Raw genomic sequence first — 22633 nt, forward strand, 5'->3', positions numbered from 1 at the left:
TTTATTCAAGTACTTTTTTTATATATATAGGTAGATAGTACGCTTTACTATTAATACTTTTACTGAATAGCTTTTTGTTTTGTAGTTTATAATAATATATATCGAACAAGTTATTAAATCTTTTACTAAATAAACTAATATATAAAATTAAACCTAAAAAGATATATTAACTATATATAACAAAAAGACTGCTTATTTATCATAGCAGTCTTTTTAATTTTTCAGATATGTTCTAGCAGATTATCTTTTAGCTCTGTATTCGCTAACAGTTAATTGCTTTCTTCCTTTTGCTCTACGTCTTGCTAAGACTTTTCTTCCGTTAGCTGATGCCATTCTTTCACGAAAACCATGCTTGTTTCTTTTCTTTCTTTCTGAAGGTTGAAATGTACGTTTCATCGGTTGTTATCTTATATCTTTATATTCGTTAATCTTTTTCGAGGTTGCAAAGATAGCATTTATTTTTTATATTCCTACTTTTAATTGTTTTTTTGTGAAAAAATTTTAGGTGTAACCGTAAGGTAGTTATAGGTTTATAGTCATAAACAAGGTTATTGTAGGTTATTTCTTAACTTTAAATGACATATATTACTATATAATAAACTTTTTCTTAGTTGATATTTTTATATATTCTGTCAAGAAAGAATAAATTTTGATTGGTTCTTTTATATTAAGGTAATTTATATTTTGTTATCGTGAAATCAATTTTATACTTATCAATAAAAAAAGCTATCATTAATGATAGCTTTTTTCAATTCATTATAAAGTAGTAATATGAATATTACCCGTTAATTTTAGCAATTCTTTGAATCAATTCAACAACTTTGTTAGAATATCCCCACTCATTATCATACCAACTTACTACTTTAACAAATTTAGGGCTTAATTGTATCCCTGCTTTTGCATCAAAGATTGATGTACGTGGATCTGTAATAAAGTCAGAAGAAACAACTTCTTCATCGGTATATCCTAAAATTCCTTTTAATTCACCTTCTGATGCTTCTTTCATTGCTTTACAGATTTCATCATAAGTTGTTTCTTTAGCTAAATTTACTGTTAAGTCAACTACTGAAACGTCTAAGGTTGGTACACGGAATGCCATACCTGTTAATTTTCCGTTCAAAGAAGGAATTACTTTTCCAACTGCTTTAGCAGCTCCAGTTGAAGATGGAATTATATTTCCTGCTGCTGCTCTACCTCCTCTCCAATCTTTTGCTGATGGTCCGTCAACTGTTTTTTGAGTAGCAGTAGTAGCATGTACTGTAGTCATTAATCCTTCTAAAATACCAAATTTTTCATGTAATACTTTAACTACCGGAGATATACAGTTTGTTGTACAAGATGCGTTAGAAATAAATTGAGTACCTTTTACATAGGTATTATCGTTTACTCCGCATACAAACATAGGGGTATCATCTTTAGATGGAGCAGACATTACTACATATTTTGCTCCGGCATCGATGTGACCTTGTGCTTTATCTTTTGTAAGGAATAAACCTGTTGATTCTACTATATATTCTGCTCCGATATCACCCCATCTAAGATCTGCAGGATTTTTTTCAGCAGTTACTCTAATTGCATTTCCATTTACTACTAATTTACCATCTTTAATTTCAATCGTTCCATCGAATTTACCATGAACAGTATCATATTTTAGCATATAAGCCATATATTCAACATCAATAAGGTCATTAATTCCTACAACTTCAATATTTTCATTATGTTGAGCCGCACGAAATACTAATCGTCCTATACGACCAAAACCATTGATACCAATTTTAATTTTTGACATAATACTTTACTTTTTTAAGTTTGTTTCTAAATTAATTTTTTTATTTTATCTATGTAGATAAGATATCTGCTACTTTTATTAGATCCTTATCTATTTCATTGTGTTTTTTAATTGCTTCTTCTATAGGAGTAAAAACGATCTTGCTTGATTGCATTCCTGCCATTACATTAGATCTACCCGCCATTAATCCTTCAACTGCAGCAACACCTAACCTTGAAGCCAATACTCTGTCGGCAACTGTAGGAGATCCTCCTCTTTGAATATGACCTAAAACGGTAACTTTAACGTCAAATTCAGGGTATTTCATTTTAGTAAATTTAGCCAAATCATATACTCCTCCTAATTTTTCTCCTTCAGCTACTACTACAATACTGGATGTTTTTCCTTTTTGTTTTGCATTGTCAAAAGAAGAAAATAAATCTTCAATACTATCTTTTTGTTCAGGTATAAGTATATCCAATGCTCCGGTAGCTATACCGCTGTTTAAAGCTATAAACCCGGCATCCCTTCCCATAACTTCTACAAAGAAAACTCTATTATGCGAAGTTGCTGTATCTCGGATTTTATCGATTGCATCAACGACGGTATTTAATGCGGTATCATAGCCTAAGGTAAAATCTGTACCGAATATATCGTTATCGATAGTTCCGGGAATTCCAATAAAGGGTACTCCTTGTTCTTTTTGGAAAATAGTTCCACCCGTAAATGATCCATCTCCTCCGATTACTACTAATGCATCTATATTATGTTTTTTTACTGTTTCTGCTGCTTTATTTCTTCCTTCAATAGTTCTAAATTCATCGGAACGTGCAGATTTGAGCTCAGTTCCTCCTCTATTTATTAAATTTCTTACTGAACGAGGACCTAAATCAACAACCATATCATTAATCAACCCATCATATCCCATTCGTATTCCACAGCATTCTATTCCATAATAATTAGCTGCTCTTACAACTGATCTTATGGCAGCATTCATCCCGGGAGAATCTCCTCCTGAGGTTAAGACACCTATTTTCTTAATTTTATTTGTGTTTTTAGACATGTTTTTTATATAGATTTTTACATTCTAAGATCATACAAATATACTAATCATTTGTGGATTATGCATTAAGAAAAGGACATGTATAATAAAATATATATCATGTTATTTTATATTGAATTAAAATTAATTTTTTCTTAATTTTGTAGCTATCACCTTTAATTATAAGGTAACTTATTTATTTTATATCCACATTTTAAATTAGATATATTAGGAAGTTATTAGTAAAATAAATTGTATTGATAATTTACAATTTTATATATCAAAAATAATACCATATTCCTTTATAATACAACATTTATACAGCTTCGTAGTCGTAAAATAAGAAATCATTTATGCTGATTTTCATAAATTTTTTATTAATTATTTTAAACTTCCTACCATATCTTCCGGTCTAACCCATTGATCAAATTGTTCGGCAGTTACTAAACCTAATTTAATTGCTTCTTCTTTTAGTGTTGTTCCGTTTTTATGTGCTGTTTTAGCAATTTTGGCAGCATTTTCATACCCTATATGTGTATTTAAGGCTGTCACCAACATTAGGGAATTATTAACGAGTTCTTTTATTCTTGTGTAATTAGGCTCAATTCCGATGGCACAATGATCGTTGAATGATTTACAAGCATCTCCCAATAGTTGGGCTGATTGTAAAAAATTATGGGCCATAACCGGTTTAAAAACATTGAGTTCATAGTTTCCTTGTGTACCGGAAAAAGAGATAGTTGTATCATTACCCAATACTTGAGCACATACCATGGTCATTGCTTCATTTTGTGTAGGGTTTACTTTGCCCGGCATAATGGAAGATCCGGGTTCATTTTCAGGTATAAATAATTCTCCTATTCCGCTTCTAGGTCCGGATGCTAATAGTCGTATGTCTTGAGCTATTTTAAAAAGTGAAACGGCTAATTGTTTTAATGCTCCGTGTGTTTCAACTATTGCATCATGAGCTGCTAATGCTTCAAATTTGTTAGGAGAAGTAACAAATGGCAATCCGGTAAATTTAGATATATATTCTGCAACTTTGACATCATAACCTTTAGGAGTGTTCAATCCTGTCCCTACAGCTGTTCCTCCTAAAGCTAATTCTGATAAATGCGTCAGGGTATTTTTTATAGCTTTAATGGCATGATCCAATTGAGCTACGTACCCGGAAAACTCTTGTCCTAAAGTTAAGGGGGTGGCATCCATTAAATGGGTCCTACCTATTTTTACTACATCTTTAAATTTCTCTGATTTTTTTAACAATGTATCTCTTAATTTTTCAACTGCCGGTAAGGTATGTGTTACTACCTTTTTATAGGCTGCAATATGCATTGCTGTTGGGAAGGTATCGTTAGATGATTGGGATTTATTTACATCGTCATTAGGATGAATGGGACTCTTTTCACCTAGTTTACCTCCACCTAATACCAATGCTCGATTAGATATTACTTCATTGACATTCATATTGGATTGAGTTCCTGAACCGGTTTGCCATATAACAAGCGGGAATTGGTCATTTAATTCTCCTTTACTGATTTCATCACATACTTTGGCTATTAAATCCCTTTTTTCTGAAGGTAATACTCCTAAATCAGTATTAGCATATGCGGCCGCTTTTTTTAGATAGGCAAATGCTTCAATTATTTCTTTGGGCATTGATGCCTCCGGTCCAATCTTAAAATTATTTCTTGATCTTTCAGTTTGGGCACCCCAATATTTGTCAGCGGGAACTTGTACTTCTCCCATAGTATCTTTCTCTATACGGTAATTCATGGTTACGTTTTTTTATTTTATATGAATATTTCAAAAATCATACAAAAATAAAAAATCAGCCAAAAAGGCTGATTTTATTACTTCTATTATAGGATTGATTTACTTTTTCTTATTTTTATTTTGATTCATTTTTTGTTCTTGAATCTGTTTTTGTTGCTCTTGGGCTTGCTCCAACATGGATTGCATTTTTTGCTGCCATTTACTTTTTTTCTTACCCGGCTTTGTTTTATTCTCTTGCATCTTAGCATGCAACTTTTCTTCATTGATCATAAAGTTTTTAATCAATAAGATTAAAAGTATATTTATAGCATTGGATACTAAATAATACCAAGAGAGACCTGACGCATAAGAATTTAACCAAAATATAAACATAACTGGCATCAAATACATCATAAACCTCATATCCGGCATTCCTTCTTGTGTAGGTGCTTGCATGGTAGAGGTTGACATTTTAGTGTAAATTAATAATACTAAACAGTATAATATCGTAAACAGACTTATGTGATTTCCGTAAATACTTGATAAAATCGGAATATGTGTTGTCCATTCATAAATAGAATCATAAGCGGTCAGATCATCTGCCCAAAGGAAGGACTGTCCTCTTAAAGCTATATTATTCGGGAAAAATCTAAATAATGAATAGAAAATAGGTATTTGTATTAATGCCGGTAAGCATCCTGCTAAAGGATTAACCCCTACTTTTCTATATAATTCCATCGTAGCTTGTTGCTTTTTAATCGGATCTGAATTTTTGTGTTTTTCGTTTAATTCGTCAATTTCCGGTTTTAAAATTCGCATTTTTGCTCCTTGAATGTATTGTTTATACATAATAGGAGAGGTAACTAATTTTACCACGATAGTCATTAAGAAAATTATCCAACCTGCTGCAATACCGAATTTTGATAAAAATTCATAAGTCCATAAATAAAATATACAAAGCCATTTCATCCATCCAAATGGAATGTTGTATGAAAACTGTTTACTATCTCCGTTATCTGCTTTGTAAGATTTCAATAGATCATAATCTAAGGGTAGAAAATTCCAAGTATATTTTTGATTAATTTCTCCTTGTTGGATAGGAACTATACTTGTAAACGTAAAATTCTTAAGATAATCAGGGTTATCTCTTTCTGCTTCTTGTGTACCTTTGGATTTGTAAAATCCGTTCTGTGCTTCTAAAATAGTTGCAAAGAATTGTTGTTTAACACTAATCCAATCTATTTTGTCTTTATCTTCTGTAAATCCGTTTGTATCGTAATCAGTTTGTGAATAATCGTTTAAACTGTATCTAAACTCCGTATAGGTAGTTTCTTGTGATTTTCCTTTTTCAAGAGCGATCGCATTTTGATTCCAGTATAATTCAGCATCATGCTGGGATGTAATTTTTGATAATCCTTTCGATACTACTTGAAAATCTAAAGAATATTTTCCTTTCAGTGCATAACGAAATTGAATAAAACTCGTATTATCTAAATTCGCAGTTAAAACGGCTACATTTCCTTCCGTTAATGGTGTAAAAACTAAATCTCTTGTATTAATTATTTTACCTGCCTTATCTTTAAATGAAATATTGAAATCGGTATTTTCATTATTTACAAGATATAAAGGTTTTTTGTGAATGGTTGTATCCTTATCATAAGCCGTCCATTTTTTTAAACGTACTTCACGTAGTTGAGCTCCTTGTGTGCTGACTTTAACTTCTATTTCATCATTTGAAAAAGGTAATAATTCTACCTTAGCCTGAGCAAGTGAATCTAACTTTACGGGTGCTGACTTATCATTGGTATTCTGAGAGATATTTTCAGATTTGATTTGTTGCTGTTCGGATTTTTGGGCTTCATCTATTGCCTGTTTTTGTTGGTTATTAGAATAAACCAAAAATCCAATTAAAATAATCCCTATAAGAATAAAACCAATCAGCTGGTTTTTATCAAATTTGCTTTCCTGTTGCATTCTTTACTTTGTTTATCTGATAATTTTGAGATGCTTTAACTAATGCTAAAAATAATGGGTGGGGAGAAGCTACCGTACTTTTATATTCCGGATGGTATTGTACACCTATAAAGAATGGATGATCTTTTACTTGTATAACTTCCACCAATCCTGTATCAGGATTAGTTCCAATGGCTTCTAAACCATTGTTTTCAAACTCACTTATATATTCATTGTTAAGCTCGTATCTATGTCTGTGTCGTTCTTCTATATTTTGTGCATTGTAGATTTTTTCTGCTATAGAGCCTTTTTTAAGTTTACATGCCCATGCTCCCAGTCTCATAGTGCCTCCTTTATTGGTGACATTTTTTTGTTCTTCCATTAAACAGATAACCGGAGCTGAGGTATGTAAGTTAAATTCAACACTATCTGCATCTTTATATCCAAGTACATTTCTAGCAAATTCTATGACCGCAATTTGCATACCTAGACAGATTCCTAATACAGGTATTTTATTAACTCTTGCGTATTGACAGGCTATAATTTTTCCTTCAATTGCTCGATCTCCGAATCCGGGAGCTATTATAACTCCATCCACACCTTTTAAATAATCGGAAATATTTTCATAAGTAAGATCTCCGCTGTATATCCAACGAATATTTACTTTAGTTTCTAAAGTAGCGCCTGCATGTATTAAAGCTTCTACAATAGATTTATAGGAATCTTGAAGAGATACATATTTTCCTACTAAGGCTATTTCAACATTACTCTTTGGATTTTTATATTTATCCAGGAAATCATTCCATTGTTTTAAATCCGGTTTTTTATCTGTGGATAAACCTAGTTCTTTTAACACTAATGCATCAAAATTCTGATTTTGCAGATATAAAGGAACTTCATAGATGGTAGGAAGATCTTTACTTTCAATTACATTATCAATATTAAGGTTACAGAATAATGCTAATTTTGAGCGTACTTCTTTAGATATTGAGCATTCTGTCCTACATACCAGAAAATTGGTTTGTACTCCATATTCCATAAGTTGACGTACGGAATGTTGAGAAGGTTTAGTTTTTAATTCTCCACTGGCTGCTAAATATGGAATTAATGTTAGGTGTACAACAATCGAATTTTGATATCCTAATTCCCAGCGTAATTGACGTACGCTTTCAACATAAGGTAAAGATTCAATATCTCCTACCGTTCCTCCTATTTCAGTAATAATGATGTCAAAATCTCCTTTTTTGCCTAATATTTTAATTCTTCTTTTTATCTCATTAGTAATATGAGGGATTACCTGTACCGTTTTTCCTAAAAAGTCTCCTCTTCTTTCTTTATCAATAACTGTTTGGTAAATTTTTCCGGTAGTAACATTGTTGTCTTTGCTGGTAGGACTATTTAAGAATCTTTCATAGTGCCCTAAATCTAAATCAGTTTCAGCTCCATCTTCAGTAACATAGCATTCTCCATGCTCATAGGGATTTAGAGTTCCAGGATCAATATTAATATATGGATCGAGTTTTTGAATGGTTACTTTGTACCCTCTGGCTTTTAAAAGCATTCCTAAAGATGCAGCGACAATTCCCTTTCCAAGTGAAGAAGTAACACCACCTGTAACAAATATATACTTTGGAGAAGATTGGTCAGACATAATTTTAAAGTTTTGAAAAAATTTAGTTTATATAGTTTAGAATAGTTCAGTCAGTACCAATAAAAAAAGGCAAGCTACCTGCATCACACCGCTACAACCGTTTACCTTTGCTGCGTTCCCACCCTGGAGGATTCACAGGAGCTGGTTGTGCAGGACTTGCCGGTGCAAAAGTATAACTTTTTATAAATAATACAAAATTATAAGGCTTTTATGAATAATATTTTTTTACAGCACTTTTTGAATCATTATATTAAAAATAAATACTGATTTCAAGTAAAAATAATCTTATTTTACAACATTAGGTGCTATATATTATTTTATCTTTTTGAAATTTGATGAAGATTATTTATTAATTGATAATTATTAATATAAAAATTTCAAGAAAAGGATTTATAAAGTTTACTATTTTAATTTCATCAATTGAATAATTAATTTAAGTCAATTTTCACTAAATTTAATACATATTATTTTAAATTTCTTTTGCATCAAATTATCCTTTTATATAAAAGATAACACTAATGATATATTAATTTAAAAGTTTTTAATTAAAGCTATTTAAAAGAAGTATAATTATACTTTTTGTTCATCAATTATGAATCAAAATATCATACTCTTATTTATCTTAATCAAAAAAAATAATTACTATATTAGCTACTGATCAAAATACTAAACAAAATGAGCATAAAATTGCGGCTAATTATTCTTGTTTTTCTTCAATATTATATTTGGGGTTCTTGGTTAATATCCTTAGGAGGATATGCCGGATTACCTATAACTGAGGGTGGTTTAGGATTTACCGGAATCCAAATTGGAAGTTTATTTGCAACTATGGGATTTACTTCTCTTTTTATGCCCGGCTTATTGGGTATAGTTGCCGACCGATGGATAAATGCTGAAAAATTATTAGGTATAAGCCATATTCTAGCTGCCATATTTATTTTCATGGCTTCTCAAGTTAAAGAATACCATATATTTTATCTTTTGCTATTCCTGCATACATGCTTTTATATGCCAACCATATCATTGACTAATTCTGTTTCTTATAATGCTCTTGAAAAAAATGGTTTAAATTCAGTTACCGATTTTCCTCCTATACGAGTTTGGGGAACCATTGGTTTTATTGCAGCTATGTGGACGGTTGATTTCTTAGGTTTTGCCAGAAGTTCTGTTCAACTTTTTATTAGCGCGGGAGCCGGAATTATTATGGCCTTATATTCCTTTACGATGCCGGCTACACCACCAACTAAAAATGTTGATAAGAAAGGATTAGTACATGCACTAGGCCTGGATGCTTTTGTTTTATTGAAAAATAGGAAAATGGCTATATTTTTCTTTTTTTGCATGCTGTTAGGTTGTTCACTCCAAATAACCAATGCTTTCGGAGGTCCTTTTTTAGATAGTTTTAAATCCACATATCCCGATTCATTTGGCGTTAAACACCCTAACTTATTACTATCTATATCACAAATTTCTGAAACTTTATGTATTTTGCTAATACCATTCTTTTTACAAAAATTTGGAATCAAAAAGGTGATTATGATAAGTATGTTTGCATGGTTTCTACGTTTCGGACTGTTTGGATTAGGAAATCCGGCTAATAAAATTTATCTTTTAATTTTATCCATGATTGTATATGGAATGGCTTTCGATTTTTTCAATATTTCAGGATCTTTGTTTGTAGATAAAGAAACTGATAAAAGTATGCGTTCCAGCGCTCAAGGGTTATTTATGATTATGACGAACGGACTGGGTGCTATTTTAGGAAGCTATGGTAGTGGATGGGTGGTTGAGCATTTTACAGTCAATGGCATTACCAATTGGCCATATGTTTGGTTTACTTTTGCAGCTTATTCTCTAACAATTTTTATCATTTTTCCATTTGTATTTAACCCTAAAAAATCTTCGTAAGAATTAAATATTTTAAAAATGTTCAATTAAAAATATTTTTATTAAAGAATATATTTTTGCGTTTTAGTAAATATCCAACCTATTAAAACTCCAACAAATGCTCCTGAAAGAACATCCAGAGGAAAATGTACTCCTACATATATTCTGCTATAAGATACCAAAATAGCCCAAGAGAATAATAAAATAGATGAATATTTATATTCTTTTTTAAAAAGAAAAGTTAAATAGGTAGCTAAACTAAAAGAATTGGCAGCATGTGCGGAAAAATAGCAATAGGATCCCCTACATTTTTCAATCACTAGCCTAAAAACCCCTTCTAATTCCGGATTTCTACAAGGTCTTGGTCGCTGAATCCAATTTTTAACTAATGAGGATAAAGAATCGGTTAAAGAAATCATTAAAGCAATACTTAAACCTATTAAAAGAACTTTTTTCCATCCATATTTTTCTAAAATAACTAAAAATATAAAAAAATATGTAGGGATCCAATAGTATTCATTAGTTATAAATAACCAAAAAGCATCAAATTTTGGGCTTCCTAAATTATTTAAATATAAAAATAATTCTTCATCCCATTTTATAATTTTATCCATTAACTTCTTTTTACAGGACCGTCGAACGTATCATCCATAAAATCATTTAAATGATCAGTAGCCTCACTTACCTTTTGATCCATACTTTTTTTGGCCTCATTTATTTCATCTTCTATTTCCTTAACTGATCCGTTGTCATCAACTTGAGACATGATTTCTCTTTTAATATTATCGGTGGCATCTTTCATGGCACGTAACCCCTGACCTAACCCTCTTGCTATTTCGGGAATCTTATCAGGTCCAAATAATAAGACCACTACTAAAAGTATAACTATAATTTCTCCAAAACTCACGGTATCTACATTTATTTTTTACAAATTTACAACTTTCTCATATGTATTGTCCGATTTTAAGTGAATTTAACGTATTCATATTAATTATATTCTAATAACTGCTTGTAATAATTATTTTAAATAATAAATGAGAATTTTTATGTGTGAAATATCATTTTAAGCCTAACAATCCTGTAAAATTCAAAATTCACTTACTCTATACATATTGTTTATAAAAAAAGGTCTTGAAATCCAAGACCTTTTTTTATTACAACATAAAATATTATTTTATAGTGGATACTTTCGTATTTGAATGTTCTTTATCATAATTATATTTAGTTAAATCATAAGATAAAGAAGATGCTATGTATATAGATGAATACATACCAAATGTAAATCCTAAAAATAGTGCAAACATAAATCCTTGTAAAGTTTCACCTCCGAAGAAGAATATAATAACTGTTACCATAATTGTAGAAACACCCGTATTAATAGTTCTTCCTAAAGTATGATTAATTGCATCGTTATATAATTCCTCTAAAGTCATTAAGTGGTGCGCATTATTTTTCTTATTTTCTCTAATCCTATCAAATACAATTACGGTATCATTAATTGAATAACCGATAATGGTTAAAATAGCAGCAATAAAGGATTGATCTATTTCCACGGAAAAAGGTATGATTTTTAGCCAACTTAACACGGAAAATGCACCCATTACAACTATCGAGTCATGTAATAAGGCTGCAACCGCACCGGTCGACATTTGCCAATTTCTAAATCGTACCAAAATATAAATGAAAATACCAGCTAATGCAATAGATACGGCAATAACTCCATTTCTAACGATCCCACTGGCTACTGTAGGACCCACTTCTGAACTTGATTGAATTCCATAAGGGGTACCTTTTACAAAACTTTCTTTAGAATAATTAGCCGGAAGATAATTTTTTAATCCTGTATATAATTTTTCACGAATTACTACATCAATATTCGGATCATTACTATCCATTCCATATTTAGTAGTTATTCTTACTTGATTACCTTCTCCATATTTTTTAGCATTAATATTCGAAGATTCTCCATCAGTAGTAAATAATTTTTCTAATGATTCGGTTACTTCTTCCGGATAAATATTTTTTTCCAGTTTAATTACATAAGTTCTTCCTCCCGTGTAATCTACCCCTTTATCAAAACCTTTGGTGAACATGGAAACCAAGGCAATAACCATTATAACCAATGAGAAAATATAAGCATATTTTCTTTTTTCCATCCATTTAAAATGAACGTTGGTAAACCAGTTTTTAGTTATGCTTGTAGCTAAAGAAAAGTTTTTACCTTTTTCCATAGAACCATAAATAAGCATACTGGTTATAAATATTGCAGTAAATAGGGTACAGAAAATACCTATAACTAAGGTAACCGCAAAACCTTTGATCGGTCCAGTGCTAAATAAAAGCACAATACCCACAATTAATGTAGTTAAGTTACCATCAATAATTGCTGCCAAAGCATGTTTTTGTCCTTCAATAAATGCTTGTTTTAGAGGTCTTCCTCGTCTCAACTCTTCTTTAACTCTTTCAAAAATAATAATATTAGCATCAACAGCCATTGCCATAGAAAGTACTATACCTGCTATTCCGGGAAGAGTTAAAACAGCACCCGTGGAAGCCATAATACCTATTAAATAAAATAAATTTAATATAAGAGCTATATTCGCGTATAAACCTGCTTTTCCATAATAAAATATCATCCATCCTAAAATAAACAAGTAGGAAACAACTATAGATATCAATCCATTGTTTATAGATTGTTGACCCAAGGTTGGACCTACAATTTCTGATTGGATAATTTTTGCTTTCGCCGGTAGATTACCGGATTTTAAAACATCAACCAAATCGTTAGCTTCTCTTTCTGTAAAATTACCGCTAATAACTGATTGACCGTTAGGAATTACTGAATTGACATTAGGAGCAGTATAAACTACATCATCTAGAACAACTGCAATGGGTTTACCAATATTTTTTTCAGTCATATTTTTCCAAACCAAAGCACTTTCCGGTCCCATTTGCATACTTATTTGTATTCTGTTGAATTGGTCGAAAGTTAAACCTGCTTCAGTAACTGCTCCGACTAAAGGAGCTTTGTTATTTTTAGTTCCACGAATGGCATATAATTCTAACTCGTTGTTAGATTGGGAATCCGGTTTAGAAGCCCATAATAATTTTATATATCGTAAACCAATCGGTAATAATTTTTTAGCTTTATCTGAATATATAACTTTATTGATTGCTGCTGTATCAGATAATTTAGCAACTGCTAACGCATTAGATCGATTAGAAGGTTTCAATAAAGGAGTTAATTTGTTATTAGCAACCTTTATATTAACATCCATTAGATAGGACCAGGCGGTAGGTTGATCATACACTTCCCAAAACTCTAATCTCGCAGAAGTCTGAAGTAATTTTTTTACACGATCAGCATCAGTAACTCCCGGTAATTCCACTAATATTCTACCGGTACCGGGTACTCGTGCAATATTGGGTTCATCAATGTTTAGTTTTTTGATACGGGCTCTTATTACATCTATTGCTTTAGTAACTTTGGATTCAATAACTCCGGAGATATATTTTTCAACTTGCTCGTCTGTTGTGTTATGTTGAATTTGATTGGATAAATCTCTAGTACCAAAAACATCAGGACTGGATAATTTTAAATCCGGCTGATTTAATTCTGATTTAGCTGTTTGAAATGCTTTAAAAAAATTAGCTGTATAGGTATCTCTGGATTTCACTTCCTCCGAAGTAGCTATATCTAAAGCTTTTCTAAATACCGGATTTTCTGAATTATCTGCCAAATCCAACAATAGATCTTTTTCGGAAATTTCTAATAATAGATTTAATCCGCCTTTAAGATCCAATCCTAACTTCATTTCATTCTTCTTGGCATCATAATAATTCATCTTAACTATTCCGAGATTCAAAGTATCTTTAGCTAATTTATCAAGCTCAGCTTTTTTACTCGCCTCCGTTCCGTTAGATAAACTGTTTGCTTTAGATTCTATACGGTTAACATATAATGTTGGGAATAATTCCGCCAAACATATTAACCCAAGAACAATTGCAAAAAATTTAACAAGTCCTTTTCCTTTCATTGGTAAGTTTTAATTATAAATAATGTATTTTTATTTGGTTTGCAAATATAACAGTCTATTTGATGACTGGCAATTATTTATATATTTTTTTGCTCATTAAAATAAATACATTCAATAATATGCATAAAATTTTAAAATAAACTTATAAATAAAAAGTGTAAAAATTATTTTTATAAAACCTTGCCGTTTTATATTTGTATTTTAAACAATTATGGAAAAGGAAGAAATTGAAAAAGCAGTTGAAATTTTAAAAAAAGGAGGAACTATTCTATATCCCACCGATACTATCTGGGGGATTGGATGTGATGCAACCAATGAGGAAGCCATTGAAAAAGTTTTCAAATTAAAAAATAGGGATAAATCTAAAAATTTAATTATTTTAGTAGAATCTGAAAGAAGGCTTCAAGAATATGTTAATGTTTCTTCATTGGCTTGGGATTTGATTGATTTATCAAACAAGCCATTAACCATAATATATGATAAACCACAAAACTTGCCTGCTCTATTGATTTCTGACGAAAATACTATAGGAATTCGTTTAACGCAGGATCCCTTTTGTAAAAAATTAATTTCAAAACTTAATAAACCCTTGGTGTCGACCTCAGCAAACATCAGTGGTGAACCATCTCCGGAAAATTTTTCATCAATTTCTTGCAAAATTTTGGAAGGTGTGGATTATATAATAAATTTGCGCCACGAAGAAAATATGCAATTTGCATCTTCTTCCATAATACAACTATCTGAGGATGGACGAATTAAAGTAATTAGAGAATAGATACTAAATGAATTTAAGCCACGCAATACAAAATCCTATTTTTAAACTGATAACTCATGTTGTTTCGGACAAAAAACAACAAACTTTTGTTATCGGAGGCTTTGTTCGTGATCTCCTTTTGGAAAGACCGAAAGTTAAAGATATTGATATTGTAACTGAAGGTAGCGGTATTGAATTAGCTTTATCCGTTGCAGATAAACTACATTCCAAACCAAAAGTATCCGTTTTTAAACGTTTTGGTACCGCTATGATCCATGTTAAGGATTATGATGTTGAATTTGTGGGTGCGAGAAAAGAAAGTTATTCTTTCGATAGCCGGAAACCATTTGTTGAAACGGGTACTATAGAAGACGATCAGAATAGAAGGGATTTTACTATTAACACATTAGCGATAAGCTTAAATGAGGAAAGTTTTGGAGAATTGGTCGATCCATTTAATGGATTAGAAGATTTAAAAAGAAAAATCATTCGTACGCCTTTAGATCCTGAAATTACCTATTCAGACGATCCCTTACGAATGATTAGAGCCATACGATTTGCAACTCAGCTAAATTTTATCATTGAATCGTCTTCTTTTCTTGCGATTAAAGAAAATGCTGAACGATTTGATATTTTATCAAAGGAAAGAATTATGGATGAGTTTAATAAAATTATGATGTCTCCTCAACCTAGTATTGGTCTGAAATTGTTATATGAAGCAAATCTTTTACAACGATTTTTACCGGAACTAACCGATTTGCAGGGTATTGAAGAAGTTGAGGGACAAAAACATAAAGATAACTTTTTTCATACTCTTGAAGTAGTTGACAATATTAGTAAAACTACAAACAATTTATGGTTAAGATGGGCTGCTTTATTACATGATATCGGTAAAGCTCGAACTAAAAAATTTGATAAAAAAATAGGTTGGACATTTCATTCTCATGAATTTGTGGGTAGTAAGATGGTTCTTTCCCTATTTAAAAGATTAAAATTACCTCTGGGCGATCCCTTAAAATATGTTCAAAAACTAGTTCAGAATAGCTCGCGTCCCATATCACTTATTACAGATGATGCATCGGACAGTGCTTTGAGAAGATTATTATTTGATATGGGTGATGATTTGGAAGATTTATTTTTACTTTGCAAAGCTGACATCACAACAAAGAATATAAAGAAACAAACACGTTTCAAGCAAAATTTTGATTACGTTGAAGAAAAAATAAAGGAAGTAGAAGAAAAAGATAAAATAAGAAATTTTCAACCGCCTATTACCGGACATGATATTATGGAAGCTTTCGAAATTATAGAAGGAAAACAAATTGGAACAATTAAGGAAGCAATTAAAGAAGGTATATTAGAAGGCACTATTACAAACGACTATAAAAACTCATACAACTATATGTTACAATTAGGAAAAAAATTAAATTTAAAACGTAAAAACTAGACTATATGATTTATAAGATTAGAGTAATTCTTGAAACAGAAGGGGACGTTTTTCGAGACATTGAGATTAAGGATTTGCAAACATTGTGGAATTTATATGAAGGCATTAAAAGTGCTTTTAGTCTACAAGGTGACGAGTTAGCTTCATTTTATAAGTCTGATGATAATTGGACTCAAGGCACAGAGATTCCTTTAGAAGATATGAATGAAGATGGCGAGGGTGAGACCATGTCAGACGTATATATTAAAGAAGTTTTTACAAAAGTCGGAGATAAAATGTTATTTGTTTATGACTTTATGAAAATGTGGTCTTTTTACGTAGAATTGTTAGAAATTATTGATAGAAAAGCGATAGGTGTTTATCCGTTAACGGTGTATCGTTTTGGTAAAATGCCTTTAAAAGCACCTGATAAAAAGTTTACTTCACCATCAAATATTGACGATTTCAGTGATGTGGGTGATGTTGACATGAATATTAAATTTGACGACGATGATGATTCCTATGACGACGATGATGATGATTCGTATAATGATGACGAACTTCTAGACGAGGATGAATTATAGAAACTAAAAAAGGAAATTAAATAAAATTTAATTTCCTTTTTCTTTTAAATTTATAAATTTTCACATATAAATTCCGTATATTAATTAACTAATAATATAGCTTATAAATCGTATTCGTATTTTCTATCCAAAACAAAATCTTCCATAAATTTGGTCGTATAATCTCCCTTCAAGAAATTTGGATCATCCATAAGCTGTCTGTGTAAAGGAATAGTAGTTTTAACCCCCTCAATATAAAATTCATCTAATGCTCTCTTCATTTTAATAATAGCTTCACTTCGTGTAGGAGCTGTTACTATTAATTTAGCAATCATAGAATCATAAAAAGGTGGAATTGTATATCCTGAATAAACATGTGTATCAACTCTTACTCCATTACCACCGGGAATATTCAAGGTAACTATTTTTCCGGGTGATGGACGAAAATCACTGTAAACATCTTCTGCATTAATTCTACATTCTATGGAGTGTCTTTGCGGATAAAAATTATTTTTAGGAACTTTAGCACCTGCTGCTAACTCTATTTGAAGTTTTAATAAGTCTAAGTCGGTAATTTGTTCAGTGATCGGATGTTCAACTTGAATTCTCGTATTCATTTCCATAAAATAGAAATTTCCATATTTATCAACTAAGAATTCAATTGTACCTACTCCTTCATATCCTATATATTCTGCTGCTTTTACAGCTGCTTCACCCATTTTTTTACGTAATTCTTCTGAAACAAATGGAGAAGGCGTTTCTTCAGCTAATTTTTGATGACGTCTTTGAACTGAACAATCTCTTTCAGAAAGATGGATAGCCTTACCATATTTATCTCCGGCTATTTGAATTTCAATATGTCTGGGTTCTTCAATAAGCTTTTCCATATACATACCCCCATTCCCAAAAGCAGCTTCGGCTTCTTGAACTGCAGATTCCCAAGAACTTTTAAGGTTTTCCTCTTTCCAGATAGCTCTCATTCCTTTTCCGCCACCTCCGGCTGTTGCTTTAAGCATAACAGGATATCCTATTTCTTTAGCAATTTTAACAGCATCTTCATACGATTTTATTAAACCGTCTGAACCCGGTACAGTGGGAACTCCCGCCTCTTTCATGGTTGCTTTTGCAGAAGCCTTATCTCCCATTCTTTCTATATTTTCAGGAGTACCACCGATGAATTTAATTCCCATCTTTTGGCAAGATCTTGAAAAATTAGCATTTTCAGAAAGGAAACCATATCCCGGATGAATAGCGTCTGCGTTAGTAACTTCTGCAGCTGCTAAAATATTCAATTGTTTTAGGTAGGAGTCTTTACTTGATGAAGGTCCAATACATACTGCTTCATCTGCAAATCGTAAATGTAAGCTCTTAGCATCTGCCGTAGAGTAAACAGCAACCGTTTTAATACCCATTTCTTTTGCTGTTCTAAGAATTCGCATAGCGATTTCTCCTCTATTAGCAATCAAAATTTTTTTAAACATACACTTTAACTTTTAATTTTGATTATTTAAGATGGATCTACTAAGAATAAAGGTTGGTCAAATTCAACGGGTGAAGCATCATCAACTAAAAATTTAACAATTTTTCCTGAAACTTCTGATTCTATTTCATTGAATAATTTCATTGCTTCTATCACACAAACTATACTACCTGCACTAACAGTGTCTCCTATATTAACAAATGCTTCTTTATCAGGGGAAGGTTTTCTGTAGAATGTACCAATCATTGGAGATTTTATAGTTACATACTTAGATGTATCTTCATCGTTCTGGGTAGCTACTGATTGGTTAGTTACAGTTGGCAAAGAAGCTACCGGATGATTTGTCACAGCTTGTATTGGTTGGGAAACTTCCGGTGTATATACTACTGAACCACTTTTGGTTTTAATGGAAATCTCAAATTCTTCTGTCTTATATGTTACTTCTGCAACATCTGATTTAGATACAAATTTAATTAAATTTTGAATGTCTTTAATGTCCATGAGCTAGAGCTTTTATTTAAATTTTCCCAAATGTAAAGGAAATAAATTAATTTTATACAGAAAAAAACCATTTAACTAATAAATTAAATGGTATTATATTTTTAGATTCTAACTAACTTAGATTTACTCTTCAACTTCTTCAACAGCCTTTTCCATAACTACTTTTCCTCTGTAGTATAATTTTCCTTCATGCCAGTATGCACGATGGAACAGGTGCAATTCTCCGGTTGTTGAACATTTAGCTAATTGAGGAACTGACGCTTTATAGTGAGTTCTTCTTTTATCTCTTCTTGTAGATGACTGACGTCTTTTAGGATGTGCCATAATTCTTCCTTAAATATTTTTTTATTTTATATTTTATTCGCCTTCTTCATCAGACAGGCCATACTTTTCAAGTAAATGGGTATGTTCGTCCTCATATCCTTCGGAATATTTAGGATGAACATGTTTCATAGGTATGGATAAAAGCACACTTTCATAAATTAATTGAGACACATTTATACTATGAGAACCTAAAGGTAAAATTAAAACTTCTTCATTACTATCATCATAAGATTCTCCAAACTTAACTAATGTTTTGATTTCATTTTTAACGGCTTGTTCATATTCTTCTCCGGAAATATCACATTCTAAAACTACAACACCTTCTGTTTTTACCTTTAATTCTAAAAAAGAAGAATGTTTTATAATTTCAATGTCAACCTCAATTTTAGGACTTTTAAACTCCTGTATGAAATCAAACAATTCAAAAAATGGTTGCTCAATACTCATCTTAAAGCTATGGCTTCCAAGCTTTAATGATGAAAATAAAATATCATAATTGCGTAACCTTTCCATAAATATGGTTTGCAAAGTTAAGTATTAGTTATTAAAACTACAAATTTTTAATTTATTTTTAATTGGATGTAAGATATTTAGTTAAACTGCCATATAATGTATATAAAAATAAATTTATCTAATTTATTTATTATTAGTATATATTTATAATTATTCTTTTGAAAATTTATAAATTTGTTAGAGAATAATTATCAATGAAAGATTATGCATTTTATTCAGGGTTAGGTTTTCAACTCATGGTAACCATATTAATTTTCACGGGAATTGGTTATTATCTAGATGAAAAATATCTTTCTATGAAACCTTTATTTATAATAATTTTCAGCTTATTAGGAATAGGAATCGGACTCATCAATATCATCCGCCAAGTATTAAGAAAACAAAAATAATATAAATCATATTTTCTTGGGTAGCAAACATTAAAATATGATAAAAATCATACACATGGAATGTGTTTTAAAAATATTTATATTTGCATATACATGAATCAGAAAAATATGATAAAATTTGCATTTAGCTTTTTAGTCTTAATTTTTACCTTTAATTTCACTTTTGCTGAGGGTACTACTAAAAGTAATGATTCAGAAACATTTAATCCTACTGAAACTGCCATGCACCATGTTAAGGATTCTCATCAATTTGAAATATGGGGCGATGATGTTACTCTCTATTTGCCTGTAATCCTCTGGACTGATAATGGATTAGTACTGTTTTCTTCTAAAGAATTTAAAGGAAATGATGATGGAGAAGTAGTGGTAGAGAAAAATGGAATGAGATTTATTAAATTTCATGAAAAAATATATTATGCTAATACCAAAAAAAATGCATCGGGGGAATATATAACAGAATCATCCCAAATTGTTCACTTGGACGATCAACATCATCCTATCAATAAAGCTCCTTGGGATTTTTCAATTACTAAAAATATATTTTCTATGTGGCTTTCCCTTGGGATTTTATTATTTGTATTTATTTCAGCAGCCAGATATTATAAATCGAAATCTTATACAGGAGTTCCTAAAGGTGTAGCTGCCGTTGTTGAACCTTTGATTGTATTTGTAAGAGATGAAATAGCTATACCAAATATCGGAGAAAAAAAATATAAAAAATATATGCCTTATTTGTTAACTGTATTTTTCTTTATATGGTTAAACAATGTTATGGGATTAATTCCATTTTTTCCATTTGGAGCTAACCTGACAGGAAATATAGCTGTTACTTTTACATTGGCTGTTATCACTTTTATAATTACTAATATTAGTGGAAATAAAAATTACTGGAAACATATATTTTGGACACCCGGCGTACCTGTACCGATGAAATTATTCTTAGCACCCATTGAAGTTATCGGTATTTTTACCAAACCCTTTTCATTAATGGTTCGATTATTTGCTAATATAACCGCCGGACACATCATTATTATCAGTTTAGTTTCTTTAATTTTTATATTTAAATCTTATTTTGTAGCTCCTGTATCTATAATTGCAGTAGTCTTTATAAGTGTAATTGAAATTTTAGTAACTGCTTTACAAGCATATATATTCACAACTCTTTCTGCACTATATTTCGGTATGGCAACAGAAGATAATCACGAAGAACATTAATTTTTAATATATAGTAAACATGGGAATGTCAGTAATTGGAGCAGGTTTAGCTGCTATTGGAGCAGGAATTGGAATTGGTCTTATCGGTGGAAAAGCGATGGAGGCTATTGCAAGACAACCTGAAGCTCAAGGAAAAATTCAGGCTTCTGCATTAATCTTAGCTGCATTAGTTGAAGCAGTTGCTTTATTTGCAATTGTGGTATCTTTGATTAAATAAGAAGAAAAATAACAGAAAACTCGAAATGATAACGGTTGGTTATTCGAGTTTTCTTTTAATTAAAAAAGCATTTATTTAAACTCTTATTATAAAAAGTTAAAAAAGATATAAAATATGGATTTATTAACTCCTTCAATTGGTTTAATATTTTGGATGACTATTTCCTTTATAGTTTTATTAATAATTTTAGGAAAATATGCCTGGAAACCTATTTTAAAAGCCTTAGAAAATAGAGAAAACTCAATACAGAAATCTTTAGATGAAGCTAAAAATGCGCGTGAAGCGATGGCTAAGTTAACCTCTCAAAATGAGCAAATTTTAAAAGAAGCTCGTATGGAGCGCGAAGCCATTCTTAAAGAAGCCCGTGAAATTAAAGATAAAATTATCAACGATGCTAAAGATGCTGCTACTGCAGAAAGCAATAAAATTATTCAATCAGCTAAAGAAACTATTAATGCGGAAAGAATATCTGCGATCAATCAAATAAAAAGTGAAGTGGCAGATTTATCCGTTGATATAGCAAAAAAAGTTCTTCAAAAAGAACTATCTTCTCCTGAAGAACAAAAAAAGCTTATTGATTCATTAGTAAACCAAGCAAAATTAAACTAAAATGTCAGTAGTTAGACTTGCTAAGCGCTATGCAACGGGTTTATGGGAGTATGCCCTATCTTTACATGAAAGTGAAACTATCGTTAAAGAAATGAAATCTTTAATTGATATAATAAATCAAAATAAAGATTTTCAATTCTTTTTAAAATCCCCTATAATTGAAACCCATAAAAAAATTAATATTGTAAACGAAATTTTCAAATCCTTCTCTCCTACTTCTCGTAATTTTATTACTTTAGTAGTAAGGCATAAGAGAGAAAATGATTTATTGGAAATAGCACAACAAGTCTTGGAATTATACGATGTATATAATGGCATACAACGCGTTGAAATTATTTCTGCTGTACCATTAGATCAAGAAACCGTAAGCAAAATTTTAAATTCATTCCCAAAAATTAACCAAGAAAAAGCAATTATTGAAAATAAAATAGATGCATCTCTTATTGGAGGATATATTTTACGTATGGATGATCAACAAATCGATGCAAGCGTAAAATCCGAACTAACTAATATTCAAAAAAAATTAAGTAATAAAATATTTTAATTTTT

General features: G+C 30.9%; 22 protein-coding genes and 1 other RNA gene. 9 read left to right on the forward strand and 14 right to left on the reverse strand.

Going from position 1 to position 22633, the window contains the following annotated elements; all coding sequences use genetic code 11:
• Positions 1-240: 240 nt before the first annotated feature.
• The 7 genes from rpmH to ffs form a co-directional block, all read right to left on the reverse strand.
• A complete protein-coding gene (gene rpmH, locus GFU93_RS06570) occupies positions 241-396 on the reverse strand; it encodes a 50S ribosomal protein L34 (RefSeq protein WP_055425699.1) in 156 nt (51 codons plus the stop codon).
• Between the two features lie 382 nt (positions 397-778).
• On the reverse strand, positions 779-1789 hold the full coding sequence (gene gap, locus GFU93_RS06575) for a type I glyceraldehyde-3-phosphate dehydrogenase (protein ID WP_160568185.1): 1011 nt from the start codon (positions 1787-1789) through the stop codon (positions 779-781).
• A 49-nt stretch (positions 1790-1838) separates the two neighbouring features.
• Complete coding sequence (gene pfkA, locus GFU93_RS06580; protein ID WP_160568187.1) at positions 1839-2831, reverse strand: 6-phosphofructokinase; 993 nt, start codon at positions 2829-2831, stop codon at positions 1839-1841.
• Between the two features lie 360 nt (positions 2832-3191).
• Positions 3192-4586, reverse strand: coding sequence for a class II fumarate hydratase (fumC, locus tag GFU93_RS06585; protein WP_160568189.1), 1395 nt, complete (start codon positions 4584-4586; stop codon positions 3192-3194).
• Positions 4587-4685: 99 nt separating this feature from the next.
• Positions 4686-6539, reverse strand: a complete 1854-nt coding sequence (gene yidC, locus GFU93_RS06590) for a membrane protein insertase YidC (RefSeq protein ID WP_160568191.1) — start codon at positions 6537-6539, stop codon at positions 4686-4688.
• Complete coding sequence (locus tag GFU93_RS06595; protein WP_160543081.1) at positions 6517-8169, reverse strand: CTP synthase; 1653 nt, start codon at positions 8167-8169, stop codon at positions 6517-6519. Before GFU93_RS06595 ends, yidC begins: the two co-directional genes overlap by 23 nt.
• 64 nt (positions 8170-8233) lie before the next feature.
• Positions 8234-8331: signal recognition particle sRNA small type (ffs, locus tag GFU93_RS06600), an RNA gene on the reverse strand.
• Between the two features lie 513 nt (positions 8332-8844).
• On the opposite strand from ffs, the gene GFU93_RS06605 reads away from it, so the two are divergent.
• Positions 8845-10077: a nucleoside permease gene (locus tag GFU93_RS06605; RefSeq protein WP_160566756.1), complete on the forward strand. Its 1233-nt coding sequence runs from the start codon at positions 8845-8847 to the stop codon at positions 10075-10077.
• A 41-nt stretch (positions 10078-10118) separates the two neighbouring features.
• On the opposite strand, the gene GFU93_RS06610 is transcribed toward GFU93_RS06605, so the two are convergent.
• From GFU93_RS06610 to secD, 3 genes are all read right to left on the reverse strand, one after another.
• Positions 10119-10670, reverse strand: coding sequence for a phosphatase PAP2 family protein (locus GFU93_RS06610; RefSeq protein WP_160568193.1), 552 nt, complete (start codon positions 10668-10670; stop codon positions 10119-10121).
• Positions 10670-10963, reverse strand: coding sequence for a twin-arginine translocase TatA/TatE family subunit (locus GFU93_RS06615; RefSeq protein ID WP_370456883.1), 294 nt, complete (start codon positions 10961-10963; stop codon positions 10670-10672). Before GFU93_RS06615 ends, GFU93_RS06610 begins: the two co-directional genes overlap by 1 nt.
• Positions 10964-11225: 262 nt before the next feature.
• On the reverse strand, positions 11226-14093 hold the full coding sequence (secD, locus tag GFU93_RS06620; RefSeq protein ID WP_160568195.1) for a protein translocase subunit SecD: 2868 nt from the start codon (positions 14091-14093) through the stop codon (positions 11226-11228).
• Positions 14094-14304: 211 nt separating this feature from the next.
• Here secD and GFU93_RS06625 point away from each other — a divergent pair, with 211 nt between their 5' ends.
• Genes GFU93_RS06625 through GFU93_RS06635 form a run of 3 tightly spaced genes read left to right on the forward strand, consistent with a single transcriptional unit; the run spans position 14305 to position 16857 of the window.
• The gene (locus GFU93_RS06625) at positions 14305-14868 is read left to right on the forward strand and encodes an L-threonylcarbamoyladenylate synthase (protein ID WP_185150485.1); all 564 of its coding nucleotides are present in this window, start codon (positions 14305-14307) and stop codon (positions 14866-14868) included.
• Positions 14869-14875: 7 nt separating this feature from the next.
• Positions 14876-16294: a CCA tRNA nucleotidyltransferase gene (locus tag GFU93_RS06630; RefSeq protein ID WP_160543075.1), complete on the forward strand. Its 1419-nt coding sequence runs from the start codon at positions 14876-14878 to the stop codon at positions 16292-16294.
• Between the two features lie 5 nt (positions 16295-16299).
• Positions 16300-16857, forward strand: a complete 558-nt coding sequence (locus tag GFU93_RS06635; protein ID WP_160568197.1) for a plasmid pRiA4b ORF-3 family protein — start codon at positions 16300-16302, stop codon at positions 16855-16857.
• 101 nt (positions 16858-16958) lie between these two features.
• Here the strand turns inward: GFU93_RS06635 and accC are convergent, their stop codons facing one another.
• From accC to GFU93_RS06655, 4 genes are all read right to left on the reverse strand, one after another.
• Positions 16959-18317: an acetyl-CoA carboxylase biotin carboxylase subunit gene (gene accC, locus GFU93_RS06640; RefSeq protein ID WP_105296983.1), complete on the reverse strand. Its 1359-nt coding sequence runs from the start codon at positions 18315-18317 to the stop codon at positions 16959-16961.
• A gap of 26 nt (positions 18318-18343) precedes the next feature.
• Positions 18344-18817 carry an acetyl-CoA carboxylase biotin carboxyl carrier protein gene (gene accB, locus GFU93_RS06645; RefSeq protein ID WP_160543074.1) on the reverse strand — a complete coding sequence of 158 codons (474 nt, stop codon included), beginning with the start codon at positions 18815-18817 and terminating at the stop codon, positions 18344-18346.
• Positions 18818-18940: 123 nt separating this feature from the next.
• Complete coding sequence (gene rpmF / locus GFU93_RS06650; protein ID WP_055425712.1) at positions 18941-19141, reverse strand: 50S ribosomal protein L32; 201 nt, start codon at positions 19139-19141, stop codon at positions 18941-18943.
• Between the two features lie 33 nt (positions 19142-19174).
• Complete coding sequence (locus tag GFU93_RS06655) at positions 19175-19654, reverse strand: DUF177 domain-containing protein (RefSeq protein WP_160566773.1); 480 nt, start codon at positions 19652-19654, stop codon at positions 19175-19177.
• 194 nt (positions 19655-19848) lie between these two features.
• Here GFU93_RS06655 and GFU93_RS06660 point away from each other — a divergent pair, with 194 nt between their 5' ends.
• The 5 genes from GFU93_RS06660 to atpH all read left to right on the forward strand — a co-directional run bounded on the left by GFU93_RS06660 (position 19849) and on the right by atpH (position 22628).
• On the forward strand, positions 19849-20043 hold the full coding sequence (locus tag GFU93_RS06660; protein ID WP_160566776.1) for an AtpZ/AtpI family protein: 195 nt from the start codon (positions 19849-19851) through the stop codon (positions 20041-20043).
• Positions 20044-20151: 108 nt separating this feature from the next.
• Positions 20152-21258, forward strand: coding sequence for a F0F1 ATP synthase subunit A (atpB, locus tag GFU93_RS06665; RefSeq protein WP_160568200.1), 1107 nt, complete (start codon positions 20152-20154; stop codon positions 21256-21258).
• A gap of 19 nt (positions 21259-21277) precedes the next feature.
• On the forward strand, positions 21278-21475 hold the full coding sequence (gene atpE / locus GFU93_RS06670; protein ID WP_055425716.1) for an ATP synthase F0 subunit C: 198 nt from the start codon (positions 21278-21280) through the stop codon (positions 21473-21475).
• Between the two features lie 114 nt (positions 21476-21589).
• The gene (locus GFU93_RS06675; RefSeq protein ID WP_105296978.1) at positions 21590-22084 is read left to right on the forward strand and encodes a F0F1 ATP synthase subunit B; all 495 of its coding nucleotides are present in this window, start codon (positions 21590-21592) and stop codon (positions 22082-22084) included.
• Position 22085: 1 nt separating this feature from the next.
• Positions 22086-22628: an ATP synthase F1 subunit delta gene (gene atpH, locus GFU93_RS06680; RefSeq protein WP_160568202.1), complete on the forward strand. Its 543-nt coding sequence runs from the start codon at positions 22086-22088 to the stop codon at positions 22626-22628.
• Positions 22629-22633 lie beyond the last annotated feature (5 nt).

This window comes from Apibacter sp. B3546 (assembly GCF_009827885.1).
GTDB lineage: Bacteria > Bacteroidota > Bacteroidia > Flavobacteriales > Weeksellaceae > Apibacter.